23 protein-coding genes and 1 pseudogene are annotated in these 21,583 nt (G+C 59.4%); 18 read left to right on the top strand and 6 right to left on the bottom strand.

Annotation, left to right across the window (positions count from 1 at the left end; genetic code table 11):
- Positions 1-123: 123 nt before the first annotated feature.
- From trxB to JTP94_RS31950, 6 genes are all read left to right on the top strand, one after another.
- Complete coding sequence (gene trxB, locus JTP94_RS31925; RefSeq protein WP_204854855.1) at positions 124-1,098, top strand: thioredoxin-disulfide reductase; 975 nt, start codon at positions 124-126, stop codon at positions 1,096-1,098.
- Between the two features lie 23 nt (positions 1,099-1,121).
- A complete protein-coding gene (locus JTP94_RS31930; RefSeq protein ID WP_034504110.1) occupies positions 1,122-2,018 on the top strand; it encodes a LysR family transcriptional regulator VtlR in 897 nt (298 codons plus the stop codon).
- Positions 2,019-2,583: 565 nt separating this feature from the next.
- On the top strand, positions 2,584-2,877 hold the full coding sequence (locus tag JTP94_RS31935; RefSeq protein ID WP_204854378.1) for a helix-turn-helix transcriptional regulator: 294 nt from the start codon (positions 2,584-2,586) through the stop codon (positions 2,875-2,877).
- Positions 2,878-2,879: 2 nt separating this feature from the next.
- Positions 2,880-4,046, top strand: coding sequence for an MFS transporter (locus tag JTP94_RS31940; protein WP_204854379.1), 1,167 nt, complete (start codon positions 2,880-2,882; stop codon positions 4,044-4,046).
- A 43-nt stretch (positions 4,047-4,089) separates the two neighbouring features.
- A complete protein-coding gene (locus JTP94_RS31945) occupies positions 4,090-5,202 on the top strand; it encodes an alkene reductase (RefSeq protein WP_204854380.1) in 1,113 nt (370 codons plus the stop codon).
- A 187-nt stretch (positions 5,203-5,389) separates the two neighbouring features.
- Positions 5,390-6,193, top strand: coding sequence for an aminoglycoside phosphotransferase family protein (locus JTP94_RS31950; protein WP_204854381.1), 804 nt, complete (start codon positions 5,390-5,392; stop codon positions 6,191-6,193).
- An 8-nt stretch (positions 6,194-6,201) separates the two neighbouring features.
- Here JTP94_RS31950 and JTP94_RS31955 read toward each other — a convergent pair whose 3' ends face one another.
- On the bottom strand, positions 6,202-7,179 hold the full coding sequence (locus JTP94_RS31955) for an NAD-dependent epimerase/dehydratase family protein (RefSeq protein ID WP_246755436.1): 978 nt from the start codon (positions 7,177-7,179) through the stop codon (positions 6,202-6,204).
- 91 nt (positions 7,180-7,270) lie between these two features.
- Here JTP94_RS31955 and JTP94_RS31960 point away from each other — a divergent pair, with 91 nt between their 5' ends.
- Both JTP94_RS31960 and JTP94_RS31965 read left to right on the top strand, forming a co-directional pair.
- Positions 7,271-8,182 carry a LysR family transcriptional regulator gene (locus JTP94_RS31960; RefSeq protein ID WP_204854383.1) on the top strand — a complete coding sequence of 304 codons (912 nt, stop codon included), beginning with the start codon at positions 7,271-7,273 and terminating at the stop codon, positions 8,180-8,182.
- Entirely contained in the window at positions 8,179-8,694 is a 516-nt protein-coding gene (locus JTP94_RS31965; protein ID WP_409456646.1) for a GrpB family protein, read from the top strand. The genes JTP94_RS31960 and JTP94_RS31965 overlap by 4 nt, the downstream gene beginning before the upstream one ends.
- Positions 8,695-8,696: 2 nt before the next feature.
- On the opposite strand, the gene JTP94_RS31970 is transcribed toward JTP94_RS31965, so the two are convergent.
- Positions 8,697-8,978: a DUF2188 domain-containing protein gene (locus tag JTP94_RS31970; protein WP_037194647.1), complete on the bottom strand. Its 282-nt coding sequence runs from the start codon at positions 8,976-8,978 to the stop codon at positions 8,697-8,699.
- A 228-nt stretch (positions 8,979-9,206) separates the two neighbouring features.
- Between JTP94_RS31970 and JTP94_RS31975 the strand changes: the two genes are divergently transcribed.
- Complete coding sequence (locus JTP94_RS31975; protein ID WP_204854384.1) at positions 9,207-10,304, top strand: calcium:proton antiporter; 1,098 nt, start codon at positions 9,207-9,209, stop codon at positions 10,302-10,304.
- A gap of 141 nt (positions 10,305-10,445) precedes the next feature.
- On the opposite strand, the gene JTP94_RS31980 is transcribed toward JTP94_RS31975, so the two are convergent.
- A complete protein-coding gene (locus JTP94_RS31980; protein ID WP_204854385.1) occupies positions 10,446-11,648 on the bottom strand; it encodes a pyridoxal phosphate-dependent aminotransferase in 1,203 nt (400 codons plus the stop codon).
- A gap of 521 nt (positions 11,649-12,169) precedes the next feature.
- On the opposite strand from JTP94_RS31980, the gene JTP94_RS31985 reads away from it, so the two are divergent.
- From JTP94_RS31985 to JTP94_RS32000, 4 genes are all read left to right on the top strand, one after another.
- Complete coding sequence (locus JTP94_RS31985) at positions 12,170-13,315, top strand: PQQ-dependent sugar dehydrogenase (protein ID WP_204854386.1); 1,146 nt, start codon at positions 12,170-12,172, stop codon at positions 13,313-13,315.
- 100 nt (positions 13,316-13,415) lie between these two features.
- Positions 13,416-14,306 (top strand): DMT family transporter, encoded by an 891-nt coding sequence (locus tag JTP94_RS31990; RefSeq protein ID WP_204854387.1) that lies wholly within the window; start codon positions 13,416-13,418, stop codon positions 14,304-14,306.
- Between the two features lie 498 nt (positions 14,307-14,804).
- Positions 14,805-15,020 carry a cold-shock protein gene (locus tag JTP94_RS31995; RefSeq protein WP_004116423.1) on the top strand — a complete coding sequence of 72 codons (216 nt, stop codon included), beginning with the start codon at positions 14,805-14,807 and terminating at the stop codon, positions 15,018-15,020.
- A gap of 146 nt (positions 15,021-15,166) precedes the next feature.
- Positions 15,167-15,604, top strand: a complete 438-nt coding sequence (locus tag JTP94_RS32000; protein ID WP_204854388.1) for a BA14K family protein — start codon at positions 15,167-15,169, stop codon at positions 15,602-15,604.
- Between the two features lie 130 nt (positions 15,605-15,734).
- Here the strand turns inward: JTP94_RS32000 and JTP94_RS36105 are convergent.
- Positions 15,735-15,965, bottom strand: a pseudogene (locus JTP94_RS36105) (ribonuclease E inhibitor RraB); the annotation flags it as partial.
- Positions 15,966-16,355: 390 nt separating this feature from the next.
- On the bottom strand, positions 16,356-17,000 hold the full coding sequence (locus JTP94_RS32010) for an MBL fold metallo-hydrolase (protein WP_034504093.1): 645 nt from the start codon (positions 16,998-17,000) through the stop codon (positions 16,356-16,358).
- Between the two features lie 175 nt (positions 17,001-17,175).
- Between JTP94_RS32010 and JTP94_RS32015 the strand changes: the two genes are divergently transcribed.
- Positions 17,176-17,805: a DUF1236 domain-containing protein gene (locus JTP94_RS32015; RefSeq protein ID WP_204854389.1), complete on the top strand. Its 630-nt coding sequence runs from the start codon at positions 17,176-17,178 to the stop codon at positions 17,803-17,805.
- A 247-nt stretch (positions 17,806-18,052) separates the two neighbouring features.
- On the top strand, positions 18,053-18,313 hold the full coding sequence (locus JTP94_RS32020) for a hypothetical protein (protein ID WP_034504091.1): 261 nt from the start codon (positions 18,053-18,055) through the stop codon (positions 18,311-18,313).
- Positions 18,314-18,472: 159 nt separating this feature from the next.
- Here the strand turns inward: JTP94_RS32020 and JTP94_RS32025 are convergent, their stop codons facing one another.
- Positions 18,473-18,625: a hypothetical protein gene (locus tag JTP94_RS32025; RefSeq protein WP_204854390.1), complete on the bottom strand. Its 153-nt coding sequence runs from the start codon at positions 18,623-18,625 to the stop codon at positions 18,473-18,475.
- A 286-nt stretch (positions 18,626-18,911) separates the two neighbouring features.
- On the opposite strand from JTP94_RS32025, the gene JTP94_RS32030 reads away from it, so the two are divergent.
- The 3 genes from JTP94_RS32030 to JTP94_RS32040 all read left to right on the top strand — a co-directional run bounded on the left by JTP94_RS32030 (position 18,912) and on the right by JTP94_RS32040 (position 21,583).
- Entirely contained in the window at positions 18,912-19,394 is a 483-nt protein-coding gene (locus tag JTP94_RS32030; protein WP_204854391.1) for a MarR family transcriptional regulator, read from the top strand.
- Positions 19,395-19,470: 76 nt separating this feature from the next.
- Entirely contained in the window at positions 19,471-20,172 is a 702-nt protein-coding gene (locus JTP94_RS32035) for a response regulator (RefSeq protein WP_034504088.1), read from the top strand.
- A gap of 28 nt (positions 20,173-20,200) precedes the next feature.
- Entirely contained in the window at positions 20,201-21,583 is a 1,383-nt protein-coding gene (locus JTP94_RS32040; RefSeq protein WP_204854392.1) for an ATP-binding protein, read from the top strand.

Genomic DNA, 21,583 nt, shown 5'->3' on the forward strand with positions numbered 1-21,583 from the left:
AATGCAAGGCTGCCCTTGAATAAATGCATGCGGCAATCATAAATGGAGCGGCGGATCGTGAAATCGCCTGCTTTTCGCGTTGAAGCCGCGGTTTCCCAAGCGCTGAAATTGAAAGGACTGACTATGCCTGCCCGCCACACGAAGGTGCTCATCATCGGCTCCGGCCCAGCCGGCTATACTGCCGCTGTCTATGCTGCGCGCGCCATGCTGCAGCCGGTCCTGATTGCCGGCCTGGAACAGGGTGGCCAGCTGATGATCACGACGGATGTCGAAAACTATCCGGGCTTTGCCGACCCGATCCAGGGGCCCTGGCTGATGGAGCAAATGCTGCAGCAGGCCCAGCATGTCGGCGCCGAGATCGTCAATGACCTCGTGACCGAGGTCGACACCAATCAGCGTCCCTTCGTCGCTCGCACCGACAGCGGCCAGGTCTGGACCGCCGACACACTCATCATCGCCACCGGCGCCAAGGCCAAGTGGCTCGGCATCGAGAGCGAGCAGCACTTTCAGGGCTTCGGCGTCTCCGCCTGCGCCACCTGCGACGGCTTCTTCTATCGCAACAAGGACGTGATCGTGGTCGGCGGCGGCAACAGCGCTGTCGAGGAAGCGCTCTATCTTTCCAACATCACCAAGTCGGTGACCTTAGTGCACCGCCGCGAATCCTTCCGCGCTGAAAAGATCCTGCAGGAACGCCTGTTCGCGAAGCCGAACGTGAAGATTCTCTGGAACATCGAAGTCGCTGAAATCACGGGCACGCCGGCCAAGCCGCCGATGCCGCCGTCGGTTTCCGGCGCGCGCCTGCGCGATACGCGCACCGGTGCCGTCACCGATGTGACGATCGACGGTATTTTCGTCGCCATCGGCCATGCGCCGGCGACCGAGCTTTTCAAGGGCAAGCTGAAGCTCAAGGACAATGGCTACCTCTGGACCGCACCGGATTCGACGGCGACCAGCCTCGAAGGCATCTATGCCGCCGGCGACGTGACCGACGATACGTTCCGACAGGCGGTCACCGCAGCGGGGATGGGCTGCATGGCCGCGCTTGAGGCGGAACGTTACTTGACTGGGCATATGCCCGTCGCCGTGGCTGCGGAGTGAGGCAGCCGATGAGGGGAAGCGGCATGCCATTGGACTGGGACAAGCTGCGTATTTTTCATGCGGCTGCCGAAGCGGGATCGTTCACGCATGCGGCGGATAAATTGCACCTGTCCCAATCCGCCATCAGTCGGCAGGTCAGCGCGCTGGAGCAGGATGTCGGCATCAAGCTCTTCCATCGCCATGCGCGCGGCCTCATTCTGACCGAACAGGGAGAATTGCTCTACCGCACCGCACACGATGTTCTGCTGAAGCTCGAGACGGTCAAGATGCAACTGACCGAAACGACCGACAAGCCGAGCGGCAAGCTGCGCGTGACGACGACGGTCGGCCTTGGCCAGGGCTGGCTCACCGACAAGATCCAGGAATTCCTGCAGCTCTATCCGGATATGCAGATCCAGCTCATCCTCGACAACGAGGAGCTGGACGTGAACATGCGCCATGCGGATTGCGCCATCCGCCTGCGCCAGCCGCAGCAATCGGACCTGATCCAGCGCAAGCTCTTCACCGTGCATATGCACGTCTATGCGGCGCCCTCCTACATCAATCGCTACGGCGAGCCGCAATCGGTCGAGGATCTGGACGAGCATCGCATCATCAGCTTCGGCGAGCCGGCACCGAATTACCTGCTCGACGTCAACTGGCTGGAGATCGCCGGACGCTCGTCCGACAACAAGCGAATGCCGCATCTGCAGATCAACAGCCAGACGTCGATCAAGCGCGCCTGCCTGCTCGGCATCGGCATCGCCGTGCTGCCCGACTACATCGTCGGCCGGGATCCGGGCCTGATTCAACTTGCCATCAATGCGGACGTCCCGTCCTTCGATACGTATTTCTGCTATCCTGACGAGATGAAAAATGCGGCTAAGCTCAAGGTTTTCCGAGATTTTGTCGTCGCCAAGGCCCGGAACTGGAATTTCTAGATAAAGGTAAACCACTGATAACAAACTCTTTTTGAGACTAATATATCAGCCGCGCGTATGACGCATAGCTGATATGCACAAAATAGAGTTGAAGCCTGCCCATTTAACTACCATATCGCACATAGCTCATGCACACGGTGGCTTTTCCTCCCAGTTCCACCGCATTGGCTGTTCCCCTCTGGAGGTTTTTGACCTTCATACCTATAGGGCCCTGGTTTACTCCGGCGGCCCTTTTTTTTGCCTTTTTGGCGCTGACCCCGCAAACGCATAACTGCCATGCACAAAAAAGCATTGCGCACTGCACAAATTAGCATCATAACGCACACAGCTGATGCACATGGTGGCTTTTCCTCCCAGTTCCACCGCATTGGCTGTTCCCCTCTGGAGGTTTTTGACCTTCATACCTATAGGGCCCTGGTTTACTCCGGTGGCCCTCTTTTTTTGCCCATTTTCTGAGCAGTCGCCCCTATTGCAATGCGGAAAATAATATCCCGCGTCGACCTTGATATATCGAAAACCATCGATACATATATCGTCATTATTCGATATTCATGTGGTGAACACCATGGACAAGAGCGAGATACTCAAGGCTTTGGCCCATCCGGCCAGGCTTGAAATCCTCAACCACCTCAAGGATCCGCATACTCATTTCCCGACGCAGGAGCATCCGCTGGAACTGGGTGTCTGCGCCAGCCAGTTCGAGCGCTGCGGCCTGTCTCAATCCACCGTGTCGGCCCATCTGAGCACGCTGCACCGCGCTGACCTGGTGACCACGCGACGGCTGGGGCAGTGGATTTTCTACAAGCGTAACGAGGAGACCATCGCGGAATTCCTCGACTCCCTGCAAAAGGAACTTTGAACATGCCTCTTGCGCTTCTCGTTCTCGCGCTCAGCTCATTCGCCATCGGCACGACCGAGTTTGTCATCATGGGGCTGTTGCCCGAAGTGGCCTCGGATCTGTCCGTCACCATTCCGCAAGCCGGCTGGCTGGTCACCGGCTACGCGCTGGCTGTTGCGATCGGTGCGCCGATCATGGCGGTCTCGACCGCCCATCTGCGGCGGCGCTCGGCCCTGATCATGCTGATGGGTTTCTTTATTCTCGGCAATCTCCTTTGCGCCATCGCCCCGGGCTATTGGGTGCTGATGATCGCCCGGGTCGTTACCGCGCTTTGCCACGGTGCCTTCTTCGGCATCGGCTCGGTGGTCGCGGCAAGCCTGGTTGCGGATGATCGCAAGGCCCGCGCCGTCGCCCTGATGTTCACCGGCCTGACGCTCGCCAACGTGCTCGGTGTTCCCCTCGGCACGGCCTTCGGCCAGGCTTTTGGCTGGCGCGCGCCGTTCTGGATCGTCTCTCTTCTTGGCGTCGCCTCGATCATCGGCCTCATCGCCGTACTGCCGAAGGGCGAAGAGGTGCGTCAGGGCAATCTCGCCCGCGAGATCTCGGCACTGCGCGGCACCGGCCTCTGGCTGTCGCTGCTGACGACCGTGTTCTTCTCGGCCGCCATGTTCGCGCTCTTCACCTATATCGCCCCGATGCTGCGCGACGTCACCGGCGTCTCGCCGAAAACCGTCACCTGGACGCTGTTGTCCATCGGCGTCGGCCTGACGATCGGCAATCTGATCGGCGGCAAGCTCGCCGACTGGCGCCTCGGCACGACGCTTGCCGGCGTCTTCATCGCAATCGCGGTGACGTCGGCGATCTTCAGCGTCACCATTCATTCCTTTGTCGGTGCCGAGATCACGCTGTTCCTGTGGGCGGCGGCAGCCTTTGCGGCTGTACCTGCGTTGCAGATCAGCGTCGTTTCCTTCGGAAAGGATGCGCCGAACCTGGTTTCGACCATCAATATCGGCGCCTTCAACACCGGCAACGCACTCGGCGCCTGGATCGGCGGCGTGGTCATCGACCAAGGCTTTTCGCTGTCGCAGGTGCCACTTGCCGGCTCGGCCATGGCGATCCTCGGCCTCATCACCGTCTTGCTGACGTTCGCAGCCACCCGCTCCAAGGGCGAGGCCCTCGCCTCGTCCTGACAACTCTCCTCCTCCCGCCCCCCATCATAAGAAAGGACGACCCATGACCAAATTGTTCGAACCGACGAAGCTTGGCGACATCTCCCTTGCCAACCGCATCGTCATGGCGCCTCTCACGCGCAATCGCTCCCCGAATGCCGTGCCGAACGAGCTGAACGTCAAATACTACGCCCAGCGCGCCAGTGCCGGGCTGATCATCACCGAAGCAACGGCAATTACCCATCAGGGTCAGGGCTATGCCGACGTGCCCGGTCTTTACAGCAAAGAAGCCCTCGACGGCTGGAAGAAGGTGACGGACGCCGTGCACGCCAATGGCGGCAAGATCGTCGTGCAGATGTGGCATGTCGGCCGCATCTCCCACACCACTCTCCAGCCCAATGGCGGCAAGCCGGTTTCCTCCACCTCCAAGCGCGCCGAGAACTCGAAGACCTATCTGGTCAATAGCGACGGCACCGGCGGCTTTGCCGATGTTTCCGAGCCACGCGCTCTCGAAACCTCGGAAATATCAGGCATTATCGAGGACTATCGCAAGGCTGCCCGCGCTGCGATCGATGCCGGCTTCGATGGCGTCGAGATCCACGGCGCCAACGGCTACCTGATCGACCAGTTCCTGCGCGCCAATGTCAACGACCGCACCGACCAGTATGGCGGCGCGATCGAAAACCGCGCGCGCTTCCTCTTCGAAGTCGTCGATGCCATCACAAAGGAAATCGGTGCCGGCCGCACGGCGATCCGCATCTCGCCGGTAACCGCGTCCGGCGATGCGAGCGATCCCGCTCCGCAGCAGCTGTTCACCTATGTGGTCAATGGCCTGGCAAAGTATGGCCTCGCCTACATCCATGTCGTCGAAGGCCAGACTGGCGGCAAGCGCGACTTCCTGCCCTTCGACTACGATGCCCTGCACGCAGCCTATAAGGCCGCAGGCGGCAAGGCCGGCTGGATGGTCAACAATGCCTATACCCGCGAGATGGCGATCGAGGCCGTCGACGGCGGCAAGGCCGATGTCGTCGCTTTCGGTAAGCCGTTCATCTCCAATCCGGACCTCGTCCATCGCCTGAAGGAAGATGCTGCGCTGGCGCCATGGGACCAGGCAACGCTCTATGGCGGTGGCGCCAAGGGCTATGCCGATTATCCCACGCTCAATGAAGCGGCCTGAGCCGCAGGCGGCGCTTTCACGCGTAAGCACGCATCTCGGATTTAATTCGATACCAACAAAGCACCCTCGCGACGAAACGTTGCGAGGGTTTTTCCGTTTCAACGCTTGAAAACAGACACGGCACAACCGAGCTAAGCAGGCATGCACGCTCCAGAAGCACAATGCCCAGGTATAGCAAAGCCGATACATGTTTGATCCCTATATCGACCGTTGGTCGCTGACACCCGACGGCGATCCCATCATCACCCATTCGAGCCATCTGTTGCCGGTCCTCTGGCGAGATAAGCCCGCCATGCTCAAGATCGCGCTGGATGTCGACGAGAAGTTCGGTAATCGCGTGTTGCGCTGGTGGGACGGTGACGGCACGGCCTTCGTCTACGAGCATGATGACAATGCCGCGCTTATGGAGCGGGCGACCGGGCCAGGCTCGCTGCTCACCATGGCGATGCAGGGCGAAGACGACGAGGCAAGCCGGATCATGTGTCGCACGGCGGCAAGGCTGCATGCGCCGAGGGCAAAACCGCTTCCGTCGGATCTCGTACCTCTGGATCGCTGGTTCCGGGAACTCGAACCGGCAGCGCGCATTCACGGCGGCATGCTCGCCGCTTGCGCCGAGGTGGCCGCACGCCTTCTGGCGGATCAACGCGACCAGACCATATTGCACGGCGATATTCACCACGAGAACATTCTGGATTTCGGCCCTCGCGGCTGGCTCGCCATCGATCCCAAGCGGGTCTATGGCGAGCGCGGTTTCGATTTCGCCAATACCTTCTGCAATCCCGAGCTGCCGACCGTCACCAAACCGGGTCGCTTGCAACGGCAGTTGCCGATCGTTTGCGCCGAGACGGGCCTCGAGCCGAAACGGCTGCTGCAATGGATCATCGCCTATGCGGGACTTTCGGCCGCCTGGTTCTTGAGTGACGGCGACACGAAGAATGCGGATTCGGATTTCACCGTCGCGGGTATTGCCTTTGCCGAGCTCGGCGCCTGACGGTCGGCTCATGCCGCCGGCAGGCAGCCGATTGCTGCAAGGCTCGTCTTCACAGCCTCGTCGATCGGCGTGTGCGGCTCTTCGCCGAGCGCGGCCAGCAGCTTGTCGTTTCTCATCTGCAACGGCACGTCCCAAAGATAGCTCATTTCACGCAACTCCCGCATGAACGGCACGAAGGGAGCAGCCAGTGGCACCATCCACCAGGGAAACGCCTTGACCTTCACAGGATGCCCGAGCACGCGCCGCACGGCATCGACCAACTGCCTGCCATCGCCATCCCAATGGCCGCGCATGTGATAGACAGCAAAAGCAGGCAGCTCGTCGCCCTGCTCGATCAGGCGGATCATCGTCTCGGCAACATCGGGCAGGTAAGCCCACTGATGCCCAATACCGGATTTGCCCGGATAGGTTACGGAACGGATCGGTTTGCCAGGTGTCACCATGGCCTGTGAAAACCAGCTATTGGCGCGGGCTCCGCCAAAGAAATCTCCGGCACGAACAATGATGACCGGCGTACCGCCCTCCTCCGCAGCCGCCCTCAGGCGCCGTTCCATCTGAACGCGGATGGCGCCCTTGCGGGTTTTCGGCCGCTGCGTGCTATCCTCGGTGACATTGGGGAAGACATCGGGGCCGAAATTATAGACCGTACCCGGCAGCACGATCCGCGCACCGACCGCCTTTGCCGCCGCGATGGTGTTATCAAGCATCGGCAGTACGAGCTGTCCCCAGTTGCGATATCCGGGCGGGTTGACGGCGTGCACGATAACATCGGCTCCCGCCGCAGCCTTCAAGACATCCTCGGCCCGCATGGCGTCACCCTGGACCCAGTCGAAGCCCGGTTGGCGACGAGCCGCCCGCGCTGCATCACGGTTCAGTGCCCGGATGCGCCAGCCGCGGGCGGCAAGCCCCTCGGCAACGCCGCCGCCGATGCCGCCGGTAGCGCCGAGTATCAATGCGGTTTTCGTATTCTCGATCTGCACGCTCATCGTCATCTCCATTGGTTCGATGAGCCGATTATGCTTCGCGCGCCCAATAAACGAAATTGTCAAAAAATCTGCAGATACTATACATAAATGTATGATAGCATCTGAACCGAGCTGGGATTTTTATCGCACCTTCCTCGCCGTGCTGCAGCATGGTTCGCTGTCTGCCGCCGCCCGCGATCTCGGCCTCACCCAGCCAACCATCGGCCGCCATATCGACGCGCTGGAAGCTGCGGTCGGCGCCGAACTCTTCACGCGCTCGCAACAAGGCCTCATTCCGACCGATGCCGCCCTTGTCCTGAAGCCCTATGCGGAGACATTGGCCAACACGACCGCCGCCTTGTTGCGCGCCGCTTCGGGCTCACGCGACAGGGTGAGCGGGACAGTGCGCATCAGCGCCAGCGAAGTCATCGGCACGCAAGTGCTGCCACCGATCCTTGCCGGGCTGCAGGCCAGCTACCCGGAGCTGATCGTGGAGCTTTCCGCCTCCGATGCGGTGGAGGATCTGCTGCAGCGCGAGGCGGATATCGCCGTTCGCATGGTCGAGCCGGCGCAGGAAGCTCTGCTCTCCCGCCATATCGGTGTCATCGCGCTCGGCTTCTTCGCCCATCACACTTATATCGAACGACACGGCAAACCCGAGAGCATCGAAGACCTGCGTCGACACAAGCTGATCGGCTTCGATCGCCAGACGGCCTATATCAGGATGATGCTGAAGCGCTATCCCGTGTTCGACGGCGTCCCCCTCGTCTTTCGGTCCGACCATAGCATTGCGCAGCATAACGCCCTGCGCGCAGGCATCGGAATTGGTTTCCTCCAGGTACCTCTGGCAAGACGCGAGAGAGACCTCGTGCGCCTGCTGCCCGAGATCGAATTGCCGCTCGACACCTGGGTCGTCATGCATGAAAACCTGAAGACATCGCCGCGCTGCCGCGTGACGTTCGATGCGCTGGTCGCGGGCTTGCTGGACTATGTCAAGGGTGGCACTGCAGGGGAACGATCATGACAATGGGTACGGGGGTGGAACTGGTGCCCTATGATCCGGATTGGCCGGCGAATTTCCAGCGTATTCGCGGCAAGCTCGAACGATTGCTGGCACCCTACGTCGTGGCGATCGAGCACATCGGCAGCACATCCATTCTCGGCCTAACGGCAAAGCCGCTTATCGATATCGACATCATTCTTCGTAGTCCGAACGACATACCGCCAGCAACGCAGCTTCTTCTGGATCAGGATTACGAACCGCGCGGCAATCGCTACGATGACGATGTCTGGGCGTTCATGCTGCGCGATGGCAAGCCGCCGGAACGCATTTATCTCTGCCCGCCGAACAACCAGACGCATCAACGAAGGATAATCTTTCGCGATCATCTCAGGTTGCACCCTGCCGACATGGCCGAATATGCCAGGCTGAAATTAGAGCTGGCGGAAAAGCACCGACACGATGGCGATCGCTATACCGCGGAGAAACGGCATTTCGTCGATGCGATCATCGACAAGGCATCAGGTACGCCGTAATTCTAAGCTCCGGGAGCCGTATCCACCGGCGGGAAGTGCATCTGGCCATCGATGACTTCCGTTTCCGGCCGGTCGCCGCCATCGGCATATTCCTCATGCCACTTGCCGCTTTCGTCCTGCCAGCTGATTTCGGCCGAGTCACCCCCGACCTGCTGTTCGGCCGCGACAATCCTGGCTGCTTCCACCGCCTCGGAATGTGTCGGAAATGCTTCCGAATAGACATCGCGGAAACGATATGCCCATCCACCATCATGCGGCACGATTTCGTATACGACCTTGACCATTCAGATCCTCCTGCTCATCTGCCAAGACCTTAGGACCGGACGTAGCCGGCGGGCCGCATGCATCTCTGACAAGTTTCGAGGATGCCGCGACATTTTTAGTTGGGCAGACCTATCCAACCAGTATTCCATTAAACGGCTTCGACTGCAAATTTCACCTTCGCATGCGAGCTTGATGTGGGAAATCATTGATTTAGAGTACAACCGTGAATCGGCGCAAAGGTTGGAAACGTGATCATAGCGAACTGGCTTAGACAGGAAAAAGCCCTCTTGGTGGCATTGGCAATCGCCGTCATCGCCTATGTCGGCGAGCATGCCGTGCTGGAAATGGGGCAAGCCGCATCGATGATCGCGGCCGTTGCATTGATCGCGACGATTGTGCTGGCCTCCATGCGCGTTGCGCATCATGCCGAAACCCTTGCCGTAAAAGTCGGCGACCCCTATGGCACGATGATCCTGACGCTGGCAGCCGTCGCCGTCGAAGTCATCATCCTCGCCATCATGATGAGTGGGGAAAGCTCGCCGACACTGGTGCGTGACACCATCTACTCCGCCGTCATGCTCGACATCAACGGCATCCTCGGTCTCGCCGCCCTCCTCGGCGGACTGAAACATGGCGAGCAGCCCTACAACGACGATTCCAGCAGGACCTACGGCGTGATGATCCTGACGGCCATGGGTATTTCGATGATCGTGCCGGAATTCATTCCCGATGTGAAATGGCACTACTATTCCGCCTTCACCATCGTCGCGATGGTCGCGCTCTATGCGCTGTTCCTGCGCATGCAGGTCGGCAAGCACAGCTATTTCTTCAGCTACAGCTATCCGCGCACCGAGAAGAAGCTCGCCGCGGCCGAAGAGCATCACGAAGACGAGTCCACCACCACATCGATCGTCACGATCCTGATCGGCGTCGTGCTGATCGGTGCGCTCGCGGAGTTCATGGCGGCTTTCATGGATGTCGGTCTCAAGGGCACGGGCGCCCCACCGGCCATCGCCGCCATCGTCGTCGCAGCGATATCGGCGGCCCCCGAAATCCTGACTGCCTTGCGCGCGGCATTGCGCAACCGCATGCAGGCGACTGTCAACATCGCCATGGGTGCATCGCTTTCAACCGTCATCCTGACGGTGCCGGTCATGGAGGCGATCGCGCTCTATACCGGCCAGCCCTTCATCATGGCCATGTCGCCGGTGCAGACAGTCATGGTCATGATCACGCTGATTGCCGCCGCCATCAACCTCAACGACGGCGAAACCAACGCCATCGAAGGCATGACCCATTTCATCCTCTTCGCCACCTTCATCATGCTGACGGCGCTTGGACTTTGACTCTGATTTCAAAGACTTGAGGCAGCAGGCGGATTCAAATCGCGAGGCACTTGAATCAGTTGATGAGCTTATATCGAAGCCGGAAAAAGCAAAAAGCCCGCCATCTCTGGCGGGCTTTTCATTTGACTTGTCTTCGACTGCTTACTTGCAGGCGCCGCAGAAGCGCTGGATGCGACGGCAGGCTTCTTCGAGCAGCTCTTCCGACGTCGCATAGGAAATGCGGAAGTTCGGACCGAGGCCGAAGGCCGAGCCGTGGACGACGGCAACGCCTTCCGATTCCAGCAGTTCGGATACGAAGTCCTCATCGGTTTCGATGACCTTGCCGGTCGGAGCCGTCTTGCCGATCAGGCCGGCGCAGGACGGATAGACGTAGAAGGCGCCTTCCGGAACCGGGCAGGAAAGACCCTTCGCCTGGTTCAGCATCGACACGACGAGATCGCGACGGCCTTCGAAGATCTTCTTGTTGCGCGGGATGAAGTCCTGCGGTCCATTCAGTGCTTCGACTGCAGCCCACTGGGCGATCGAGGTCGCGCCGGAGGTCTGCTGGCCCTGGATCATGTCCATCGCCTTGATGAGCTGCAGCGGGCCGGCCGCGTAACCGATACGCCAGCCGGTCATCGCATAGGCTTTCGAGACGCCGTTCATCGTCAGCGTGCGGTCATAAAGGCTCGGCTCGACTTCGACCGGCGTGGCAAACTTGAAATCGCCATAGGTCAGGTGCTCGTACATGTCGTCGGTCAGGATCCAGACATGTGGATGCTTGACCAGCACGTCCGTCAGCGCCTTCAGCTCGGCATGCGTATAGGCAGCGCCCGACGGGTTGGACGGCGAGTTGAACATGAACCACTTGGTTTTCGGCGTGATCGCCTTCTCAAGGTCGGCCGGCTGCAGCTTGAAGCTGTTGGCCTGCGTCGTTGCGACGAACACCGGCGTGCCGCCGCACAGCGCCACCATTTCCGGGTAGGAGACCCAGTAAGGCGTCGGGATGATGACCTCGTCACCGGCGTTAAGCGTCGCCATGAAGGCGTTGAACAGGATCTGCTTGCCGCCCGTGCCGACGATGGTCTGCTCGGGAGCATAGTCGAGATTGTTCTCGCGCTTGAACTTGGCGGCGATTGCCTTACGCAATTCCGGGATGCCGGCAACCGGCGTGTACTTGGTCTCGCCGCGATTGATGGCGTCGATGGCGGCCTGCTTGATATTGTCAGGTGTATCGAAATCGGGCTCGCCCGCGCCGAGGCCGATCACGTCGCGTCCTTTTGCTTTCAGCTCGCGCGCTTTCTGGGAAACGGCGATGGTGGCAGAAGGCTTTACACGGGAAAGAGCGTCGGCAAGAAAGGCCATGATGATCGGTCCTATTCGGTTGAAATGGGCAGAAAGCCTGTGGACCAGATTTCTGCGCTAAGCTCTATGTCGAATATGGGCCGCAGTTTCAAGCAGAAAGGCGTCACTGTGACGTTATTTCATGGCTTTTGGGCTGTGTCTTCCTTGTCGTCTTCGGGCGATCTCGAGGCGACGGCGCAAGGCAGCGCCTGACATCCGGATCCTCATCCGCCGCGCAAGCCTCGACATCCTCATCCCTCGAAGTTGAATCGATTTGCGAAGCACCTGATTCAAGTTCTGAGGAGAGTTGAAATTTCCAATATAAAACAAAGGGTTTCCCATGCCCTTCGTTTCCCGCAAACCCGCAGCGATCCGCCCTGACCACCCTGTCGGAGCCCTCGCCCGCAAAACAAGCCGACGGATCGACGGATGAGCGCGCCGAATTCGCGGACACAAAGACGTTATCGACCCGATACCCGACCTTGAACGGCAGATTGGCCGCCCCACGTTGCGGAAGCGGCGATATTGGGGGAGTCGGGAAGATGCAATTTGGCAAAACAGGATTTTCGATCGCCCTGGTGGCTTCTGCCTTGCTGTCGGCAAGCATGGTGCTTGCCGAACCTGCGCGAACCTTCAAGACGCAGAAAGTAGCGGTCAAAATCGAGACGATCGCCACCGGCCTTGAGCATCCATGGGCCGTCGCAGTCTTGCCTGATGGAACCTATCTCGTCACCGAACGGCCCGGCCGCATGCGGACTATCCGCGAAGGCAAAGTAGGAGCCCCCATCTCCGGCGTGCCGGAGGTCTATGCCCGCGGACAGGGCGGCTTGCTGGATGTGGAACTCGATCCGAAATTCACCAGCAATCGCACCCTTTACTTCACCGCCTCCGTGGCAGCCGACGGCAGAAGCGGTACGGCGGTCTTCCGCGCAAGACTGTCGCAGGACGAAAAACAACTGACCGATGTGAAGCGCATCTTCCTGATGAACAAGCTGTCGCGCGGCAATATCCAGTATGGCTCGCGCATAGCCATCGCCAGGGATGGCAGCCTCTTCATCAGCCTCGGCGATCGCGGCGCGCAGGACCGCGCGCAGGATTTCCATGACGACGCCGGCTCCATCATTCATATCGAGGCTGACGGAAGCATTCCCGCCGACAATCCGTTCAAGGACGGCAAGAGTGCCCTGCCGGAAATCTGGTCGAAGGGTCATCGCAATCCGCAGGGCATTACATTCGATGCCGCGACGAACAAGCTCTACACGGCCGAGCACGGCGCCAGGGGCGGCGACGAGATCAACACGCCGGAAGCCGGCAAGAACTATGGCTGGCCCATCATCTCTTACGGGGTCAATTATTCCGGTACGAAGATCGGCATCGGCATGGCAAAGGCAGGCATGGAGCAGCCCCTCTTCTATTGGGACCCCTCGATCGCGCCCGGTGCCATCGCCGTCTATCGCGGCAAGATGTTTCCCGAATGGAACGGCGACCTGCTGGTCACCGCGCTGAAATTCAAGTTGCTTTCGCGCCTGAGCCGTGACGGCAGCGGCAAGATCACCGAGCGGGAACGCATGTTCGAAAGCGAATTCGGCCGTATGCGCGACATCACCGTCGCTCCCGATGGCGCCCTCCTGATAACGACGGACGAGGACGAAGGCGCATTGCTGAGAGTTTCAAGAACAGCGAGCTAAAGCAAGGCGATAGCCAGAAGCGCTGCCGTTCGCCCTTGCCCCGAGCAAAAGCAACTGCTAACGGTCGCCCAACTCGTTTTTCCCTTCCCGCAGGATGCAGATGTCTCGCATACAGGCGAATTTGTTGTTGTTGCTTGCTGCCGCGATCTGGGGCGGCGGCTTCGTCGCACAATCGACGGCAATGAAGTCGATCGGACCGTTCTGGTTCATCGGCCTGCGGTTCGCCGTCGCCACGCTGGTCGTCCTGCCCTTCGTGTGGATGGAAAACAGAAAGGTGAGGCAGCCGCTGACGCATCGCAACTGGCTCTCCTTCCTGCTGATCGGCATCGCGCTCTTCGGCGGAGCCGCGACGCAGCAGCTCGGGCTTTTGACCACCACCGTCACCAACTCCAGCTTCATCACCGGCCTTTACGTGGTCTTCGTGCCCCTGATCGCCGTCATCTTTCTGCGCCGCTCGCCGCATTGGGTCATCTGGCCGGCGGCCCTGATGGCGCTCGGCGGCATATACCTCCTGTCCGGCGGATCCCTCTCGCATCTGACGATCGGTGATTTTCTGACCGTTGTCTGCGCGCTCTTCTGGGCCGCGCAGATCACGCTTGCCGGCTCCGCCGTCAATGAGACCGGCCGGCCGCTCGGTATTTCCGCCACGCAATTCGCTGTCACGGCCGTGCTTGCTCTTGCCGTCGCAATTGCCATCGAGCCGATCAGTATTGCCGATATTCGCGCAGCACTCGGCGAAATCCTCTATGTCGGCGTCTTCTCATCCGGCCTTGCCTTCGCGCTGCAGATAATCGGTCAGCGCTATACGACGGCGCCGCAGGCGGCGATTTTCCTGTCCGCCGAGGCGTTGTTCGGAGCCTCGCTTGGCGCATTGTTGCTGGGCGAGACCATGGGGCCGCTCGGCTATGCCGGCTGCGCCTTGATGTTCGCCGCGATGTTGGCCGTGGAACTGGTGCCGGAATTTGCCCGTCGACGCCGCGCCACAGCGTGAAATCGGCCTGAAAATGCTCGCTATGGCTGTCCCCAAACGTACTTTTTGAATTTTTTTCGAACAATCTGAAACACGCGTTTATCGTCGGCCATTTGGGAAAATGAGGCCAAAACTATATCGCAAACGATGCAAAAACCTTAGAAACTTGTCCCAAAGCGGGAAAATTTGCGAATCGCGTTATCACACCCGCATTACGGTACTGTGCTCCCCCCAATGCGTTAGAAAACTTTTGCTTGCCAATTCCCAATAAACACAGCACTCTCAACGCTGTTCGGGCATTTTTAGAGCATGGGAAGTCCTAAAAAATTGCGCGCCGGGAACGCTAAATATTCCGGTCAGCTTGGTCGAGAAGCGGGTGGCGAACATCGCATCAAGATCATGCCGAGGTATAGGGGACCTTTTCCTTCAATTTGCGAGAATTGCCTGTAAGCGCCCCGCAAGGGCAAGACAGTAGTGCTGCCCGTGTGGATGGCGGGCAGGGAGAAAAGGACCTTAGGCATGGCCGAGACTGGCACTGTAAAGTTTTTCAATACCGATAAGGGCTTCGGTTTCATCAAACCGGACAAAGGTGGGGCAGACATCTTTGTACACATTTCTGCAGTTCAGGCTTCTGGTCTGGCAGGATTGTCGGAAAACCAGAAAGTAAGCTTCGACACGGAACCGGATCGCCGCGGCAAGGGACCGAAGGCCGTCAATCTCCAGATTGCCGGCTGATACGTCTTACGGCTATCATTCGAGTTGAGGCCCGGCAGCGATGCCGGGTTTTGTCATTCAGTCTGCATTCAGTTTGTTGCGTATAGTCTGCCTGACATGAAAGAGCGGGAATTGCAGTCGTCCCGTTCTCGGTAGAGGATAGACTAATGACCATACTCGGCAAATCGCTCGTCATGTCCGCCATGGCCGCGGCATTGACGCTGACGTCCATCAGTGCTGCTTCGGCAGATGAATATTGGCGTCATCGCGACCGCGATGGTTGGGCGATCGGCGCTGCCGGCCTCGCCACCGGCCTGATCGTCGGCTCGGCTATCGCCAGCCAGCCGCGCTATGTCGAGCCCGGCCCGGTCTATGCCGAGCCCGACTATGATGCACCGCCCCCGCCCTATTACTATCGCGCCCCGCCGCGCCGCGTCTATGTCGAGCGGGATGTCAGCTATTACGCGCCTCCATCCGCTGGGGGCTTGCGCCCGTGGTCCTCGTCATGGATGCGTTATTGCTACGATCGCTATAGAAGCTTCGACGGCCGCAGCGGCACCTATGTCGGCTATGACGGCATGCGCCACTTCTGCACGGCCGACTGATCCCGAACGATTGCTCGTATCATTGGAAAAAAGCGCCGCCATCGAGCCCAGCCACTAACCTAAATGAGGAACCGCTCAAAACCTTACGGTTCCCACATCTTGAACCATGACCGCCGTCGGCCCGGTGTGGTCACGGACCAGGGTTAACGTCTGTTTCCCAACCGTCATATTCGCCGCCGTTATTAACTGCATCAGCATCGAGAAGCTCCGTCTCATAGTCGATATCGTTCGGAGCTTGCACCTTGGAGAACGTGATCGACCAAGGTCTCGGTCGCGAACCTTCATTCGCCTCACGGTCGATTTGATATCCATGTGCTAAAAGGAAATTGCGATACCGATTTCCTGCTGAAGCTGTCGGGAAGTAAGCGTAATGCTAGACTGGCCGGGCTGTCCTGCCATTATCGCCTTGCTCTCTTAATACCTTCCGGACCTCTTCATTCTTAGCGAAATCGCTTGCGAAAGCTTCCCCCCTTATCGAAAGCAATGCGACGGACAATATGAGCCCGCGACCAAAACTAAAGTTTTTTCGATGCACACCAAACCCCGGAAATAGTCCCTAAAAAGATAAGTTGCCAAAAACTACCTTCGCACGCAATGGCTGCTGTCGGCTCTTAGTTTCCATTGGGGCTTCCCAAAAATCTCCGACACAGGAAATGCGCCGTTGTTTGGCGTTGAAACGGGTACAGCTTCACGCAGCCCTGCGCTTCCACATTCAGGTTAGTGGCTGGGCCATCGAGCGGCGCTTTTTGATTCACAGTCCGCGCAGGAAAGGGTTGGTGCGGCGCTCGTCGCCGATCCGGCTGCCTGGGCCATGACCGCAGATGAAGCCCACTTCGTCGCCGAGCGGGAAGACCTTGTCGCGGATCGACTCCAGCAGCTGCTGGTGATTGCCGCCGGGCAAGTCGGTGCGACCGATCGAGCCGCTGAACAGCACGTCGCCGAGATGGGCGAACCCCTGCTTTCGATTGAAATAGATGACATGGCCTGGCGCATGCCCGGGGCAATGGAAAACCTCGAACTCATGCTCGCCGAAGGCGACCTTGTCGCCTTCCTCAAGAAAACGGTCTGGCACCACGTTGCGTACGCCTGCGATGTTGAACATCTTGCCTTTGGCTTCGATGTCCTCCAACAGGAACCGATCGTCCTCGTGCGGACCGATGACCTCGATGCCCAGCGCTTCGCGCACTTCGTCAGCGCCTCCGGCATGATCGATGTGGCCATGCGTCAGCCAGACGGCCTTCAAGGTGATGCCATTCTCGCGCACTGTCTGCAGGATGATGTCGACATCGCCGCCGGGATCGACCACCACCCCCTCCTTCGTCTCCGGATCGAACAGGATGGTGCAATTCTGTTCGAAGGGGGTCACCGGAATGATGCCGGCCTGGAGCATGCCCATGAGCGCCTCGTCTGTTTGATGGTCGTGCTGCCGGTATAGCTGCAAACAATCGGCAAAACAGCCCCCACCGATTTCAGATTTCGCCGACAAGCAGCGCAACGCGGCCATGCCTCTCGGAACACTGAAGCGCCGGAAACGTTGAGCCTAGGTCTTTTGACGCAGAAGGAGAAAACCAATGTCCTTGAAGAGAAATCTGCTGCTGGCCGGCTTCGTTCTCGTCGGTAGTGCCGGCCTGGCACAGGCCGACATGTCCGCAACCACCGCCACCGACATTGAGGTGCGCTCGGGTCCCGGCGCGGAATTTCCGACGGTAGGCGTCGCGACGCGCGGCTCCGAAGCCACGCTGGATGGCTGCATCGAAGGCAGCCGCTGGTGCCGGGTCGACGTCAACGGCATGCGAGGCTGGGTCTACGCCCAGTATCTCAGCGTCGAACAAAATGGCACGTCGGTAGTGGTCCAGGATCACCGGGACGACCTGGGTGTTCCGACCGTCACTTACGAGCAAACCGATTCCGTCAAGACCGGCAGCGTGCAGCCCGACCCGAATGATGAATTGGTCGGCCGCGTCGATCAGAACGGCGGCAATGTCGTTGCAATCACACCACCGGGCGAGATTCGAACCTATATCGACGAAAATCCGGTCGATACCGTCCAGTTGGATGACGATGTCGCCGTCGGTGCAACTCTCCCAGAGAGCGTCGAGGTCCACCGCATCCCCAACTATCAATATAGCTACGTCGAAGTGAACCGTCAGCCGGTCCTGGTCGATCCGGGCACCCGGCGTATCGTCTACGTCTACCGCTGATTCGGCCTTCGAATCGAAACAAGATGGCGAAATTCGCATGCGGCCAGATGGCCGCATGCCTTCAAAGCCGATTTCCCCTGAAATTATTAGGGAATTCTCCCGTTTGAGTTGCCTTTCTATTTCCACCGGTCGGTGCATGATGTAATCCTAATGTCACTGAGGATTATCGCCGCTCCCTGGCATCGATCCGGGGCGCGACGAGAGGGCATCCGGAAGCGTCTTCCGGAACAATGGGAGAAGGGCAATCATGGAAAGTCTAGGGCCTATCATCACTCAACTGATAGCCGGCGCGATCGGCGGCAACGCCGCGAGCGCTGTGTTGAAGCAGGACGGGATCAATCTCGTCGCCAGAACGATTGCCGGTGCGGTCGGCGGTCTCGGTGGCGGTCTGATCCTCAATCTGATCGGCAGCGAAGCCCTTACCGGCCTTATCGCACAGGGCATATCCTCGCTGATCGCTGGCGGCGTGCTCTCGGCAATCGTCGGCGCGGTCCTCGGCCGTAAGTAGCAGAGATCGGAAACTGCGAAAGCCGGGCGGGATCACAGGCCCGGCTTTCACAGACCTATGCGAAACCTTGCTCGATAGCGCAGAAGGGTTCGGAATGGACGATACCTCCGCCACGGGACCGCGATAATCGAGCCTCGTCATCTCTGAATGGCGCCGGTTTCAGCCGCCCGTTTGCAAAATGTGCAGATCATCTAGAGATCGGCGGCGGTATCCGGCGACATCGAACCAGATGCCGTCCGATTTGAAAAAGGCCGCGCGCCGCCGGATCGCAATCACCACGTTGATAGCGTTGTGCTTGACGGAGATACCCATCCTCTCGCCATAGTGCCCGCAAGAGCCCCACATTGTGTCCTGACGCCATTACACCATGGCAATTGATTGTTGCCTCAGCTAGGCTCCAGCCCGTGAGGCACCAAAGGGAAATGCAAGATATATTTGGAGTTTTGCGAGGCCGGGCTTAATTTTCAGATGGGGCCACACCGTCCGGGCCAAGCAAGATTGCGCGGGAGCGACCAGCGGCGTAAAAATGCGTCAATAAAGCTGACATATTTTTGCGTAAGTTTCCCGAATGCTCCAAAATAGGAAAGGAAATGCCAGGGTGTCACGACAGACGAGCCAGAGTGCGGCAAAGATGGAGCTGCTGGCAACGCCCATGCGGAATGCGGGAATCATCGATTTCGAGATCATCGAGCTGCTTTTCTTCGCCTATCGCGACTTCGTGTCGGATCCGGACCAGATCCTGGACAAGAGCGGATTCGGACGTGCCCATCATCGCGTCGTTCATTTCGTTAACCGCGAACCCGGCATGACGGTTGCGGACCTTCTGGAAACCTTGAAGATCACCAAACAGAGTTTGGCGCGGGTTCTCAAACAATTGATCGATTCAGGGTATATTCGTCAGGTCGCCGGCCCGGAAGACCGTCGGCAGCGTAAGCTTTATCCGACGCAGGCGGGCAGAGATCTGGCGTTGGCGCTGGCTGAGCCGCAATCGCGCCGTATTGAACGGGCATTCGAAGGCGCATCGGAAGCGACGCGCGAAAGCGTGAAACGGTTCCTGAGGGGAATGCAGACTGAGAAGTGACGGCAGTTCCGACCGCGGGGCCGGTTCGGAATGGATCACCTCAATCACTGGGTAGGACAAGATCGAGACGGATGGAATGACGACGAAAACAGCTATTTCGGACGATGCGGCGCACCTTCTGGTCGTCGATGACGATACGCGCATCCGCGCCCTTCTCAACCGCTATCTGATGGAGAAGGGATTCCGCGTGACGGCCGCTGCCGACGGAGCCGAGGCGCGCCGCAAGCTGGAGGGGCTTGATTTCGATCTCATCATCATGGACGTGATGATGCCCGGCGAATCCGGTATCGCGCTGACATCGAGCCTGCGGGCCATTAAGAACATCCCGATCATCATGCTGACGGCGCTTGCCGAAGCCGATTCCCGCATAGCTGGCCTCGAAGCAGGTGCCGATGATTATTTGCCGAAGCCGTTCGATCCGCGCGAACTGGTGCTGCGCGTCAACAACATCCTTCGTCGCAACACGCCGGCCGATTCCCCGAAAATCGAGCTCGTCATGTTCGGGCCTTACACGTTTTCGCTGACCCGCAAGGAGCTCAAGAAGTCTGCCGAGATCATCCGCCTGACCGATCGGGAGCAGGAGATCATGCTGCTCTTCGCCAAGCGCGCCGGCGAGACGATCCCCCGCCACGAGCTCATCGGCGGCGATGCCGAAGTCGGCGAACGGACCATTGACGTACAAATCAACCGGCTGCGCCGCAAGATCGAAGACGATCCGGCCAACCCCATCTGGCTGCAGACGGTGCGTGGCATCGGCTACCGCCTTAGCATAGACTGAGAAGATCGGCTCTCCAGGATCAGCGGCGATGGTGACATTCGATTCGATCAGGCGCGACCAGGATCACACGCCGTCCAACGGTCTGCGGTGGCTTTCGCGCTGGCTGCGCCGGAATGTGCTGCCGACGGGCCTTTATGCCCGGTCGCTGCTGATCTTCATTCTGCCGATGATCATCCTGCAGGCGGTCGTGACCGTCGTCTTCATGGAGCGTCATTGGCAGATGGTGACGCAGCGATTGTCCATGGCGACCACGCGTGACATCGCCGCCATCATAACAGTCATTGAGACCTATCCCCAGGACGCCGACTATTCGGCCATTACGCAGATCGCGCGACAGAAGCTCGACCTCGCCATCTCGATCGAACCGGGCGGCGAGTTGCCGGCCCCGCGCGAAAAGCCCTTCTTCTCCATCCTGGATGGAATTCTGAGCGACGAAATCCGCGACCAGATCAACCTGCCCTTCTGGATCGATACGGTCGGAAACTCCAGCCTGGTCGAGATCCGGGTCAAGCTGCCCGATAAGGTGCTGCGGGTCTTTGCCAAGCGCAGCCAGACATATGCCTCCAACACCCATATCTTCATCCTCTGGATGGTCGGCACTTCCCTGGTGTTGATCGGCATCGCCGTCCTGTTCCTTAGGGGTCAGATCCGACCGATTCAGGCGCTGGCCCAGGCAGCAGAAAGCTTCGGCAAAGGTCAGCGGCTGGAAAACTATTCACCGCGCGGCGCCGATGAGATCCGTCGAGCCGGCCTCGCCTTCATCCTGATGCGAGAACGCATCGAACGTCAGATCGAGCAGCGCACCGCGATGCTTTCCGGCGTCAGTCACGACCTCCGTACGGTACTCACCCGCTTCAAGCTGCAGCTCGCCCTCGTCGGCGACAATCCGGATCTCTTCGGTCTCAATGACGATGTCGAGGACATGCAGAGCATGCTCGAGGGCTATATGGCTTTCGCGCGCGGCGAAGCGGAAGAAGATGTCGGCCAGTTCAAGCTCAGCGACATTCTCGAGAAGATCCAGCAGGACTTTTCCTTGCATGGCAAGTCCATGGATTTCTCGATCGAAGGCGACAACCAGATTTCCGTTCGTCCGAATGCCTTTAACCGCCTGGTGACCAATCTTGCCACCAATGCGCGCCGTTACGCCAAGAGCCTGCGCGTCGAGGCCAAGCATAGCGCCAAATGGCTGACGATCATCTTCGATGACGATGGCCCCGGCATTCCAGTCGGTGCCCGCGAGGATGTCTTCAAACCCTTCTTCCGGCTGGACGAGGCACGCAATCTCGACAAATCCGGCACCGGCCTCGGCCTTGCCATCGCCCGCGACATTGCCCGCAGCCACGGCGGCAACGTCACGCTTGGCGATAGTCCGCTCGGCGGCCTGCGCGCCACCATCCGCATTCCGGCCTGA

The organism is Martinezella lusitana (assembly GCF_016901135.1).
In the GTDB taxonomy this organism is placed as follows: Bacteria; Pseudomonadota; Alphaproteobacteria; order Rhizobiales; family Rhizobiaceae; genus Rhizobium; species Rhizobium lusitanum_D.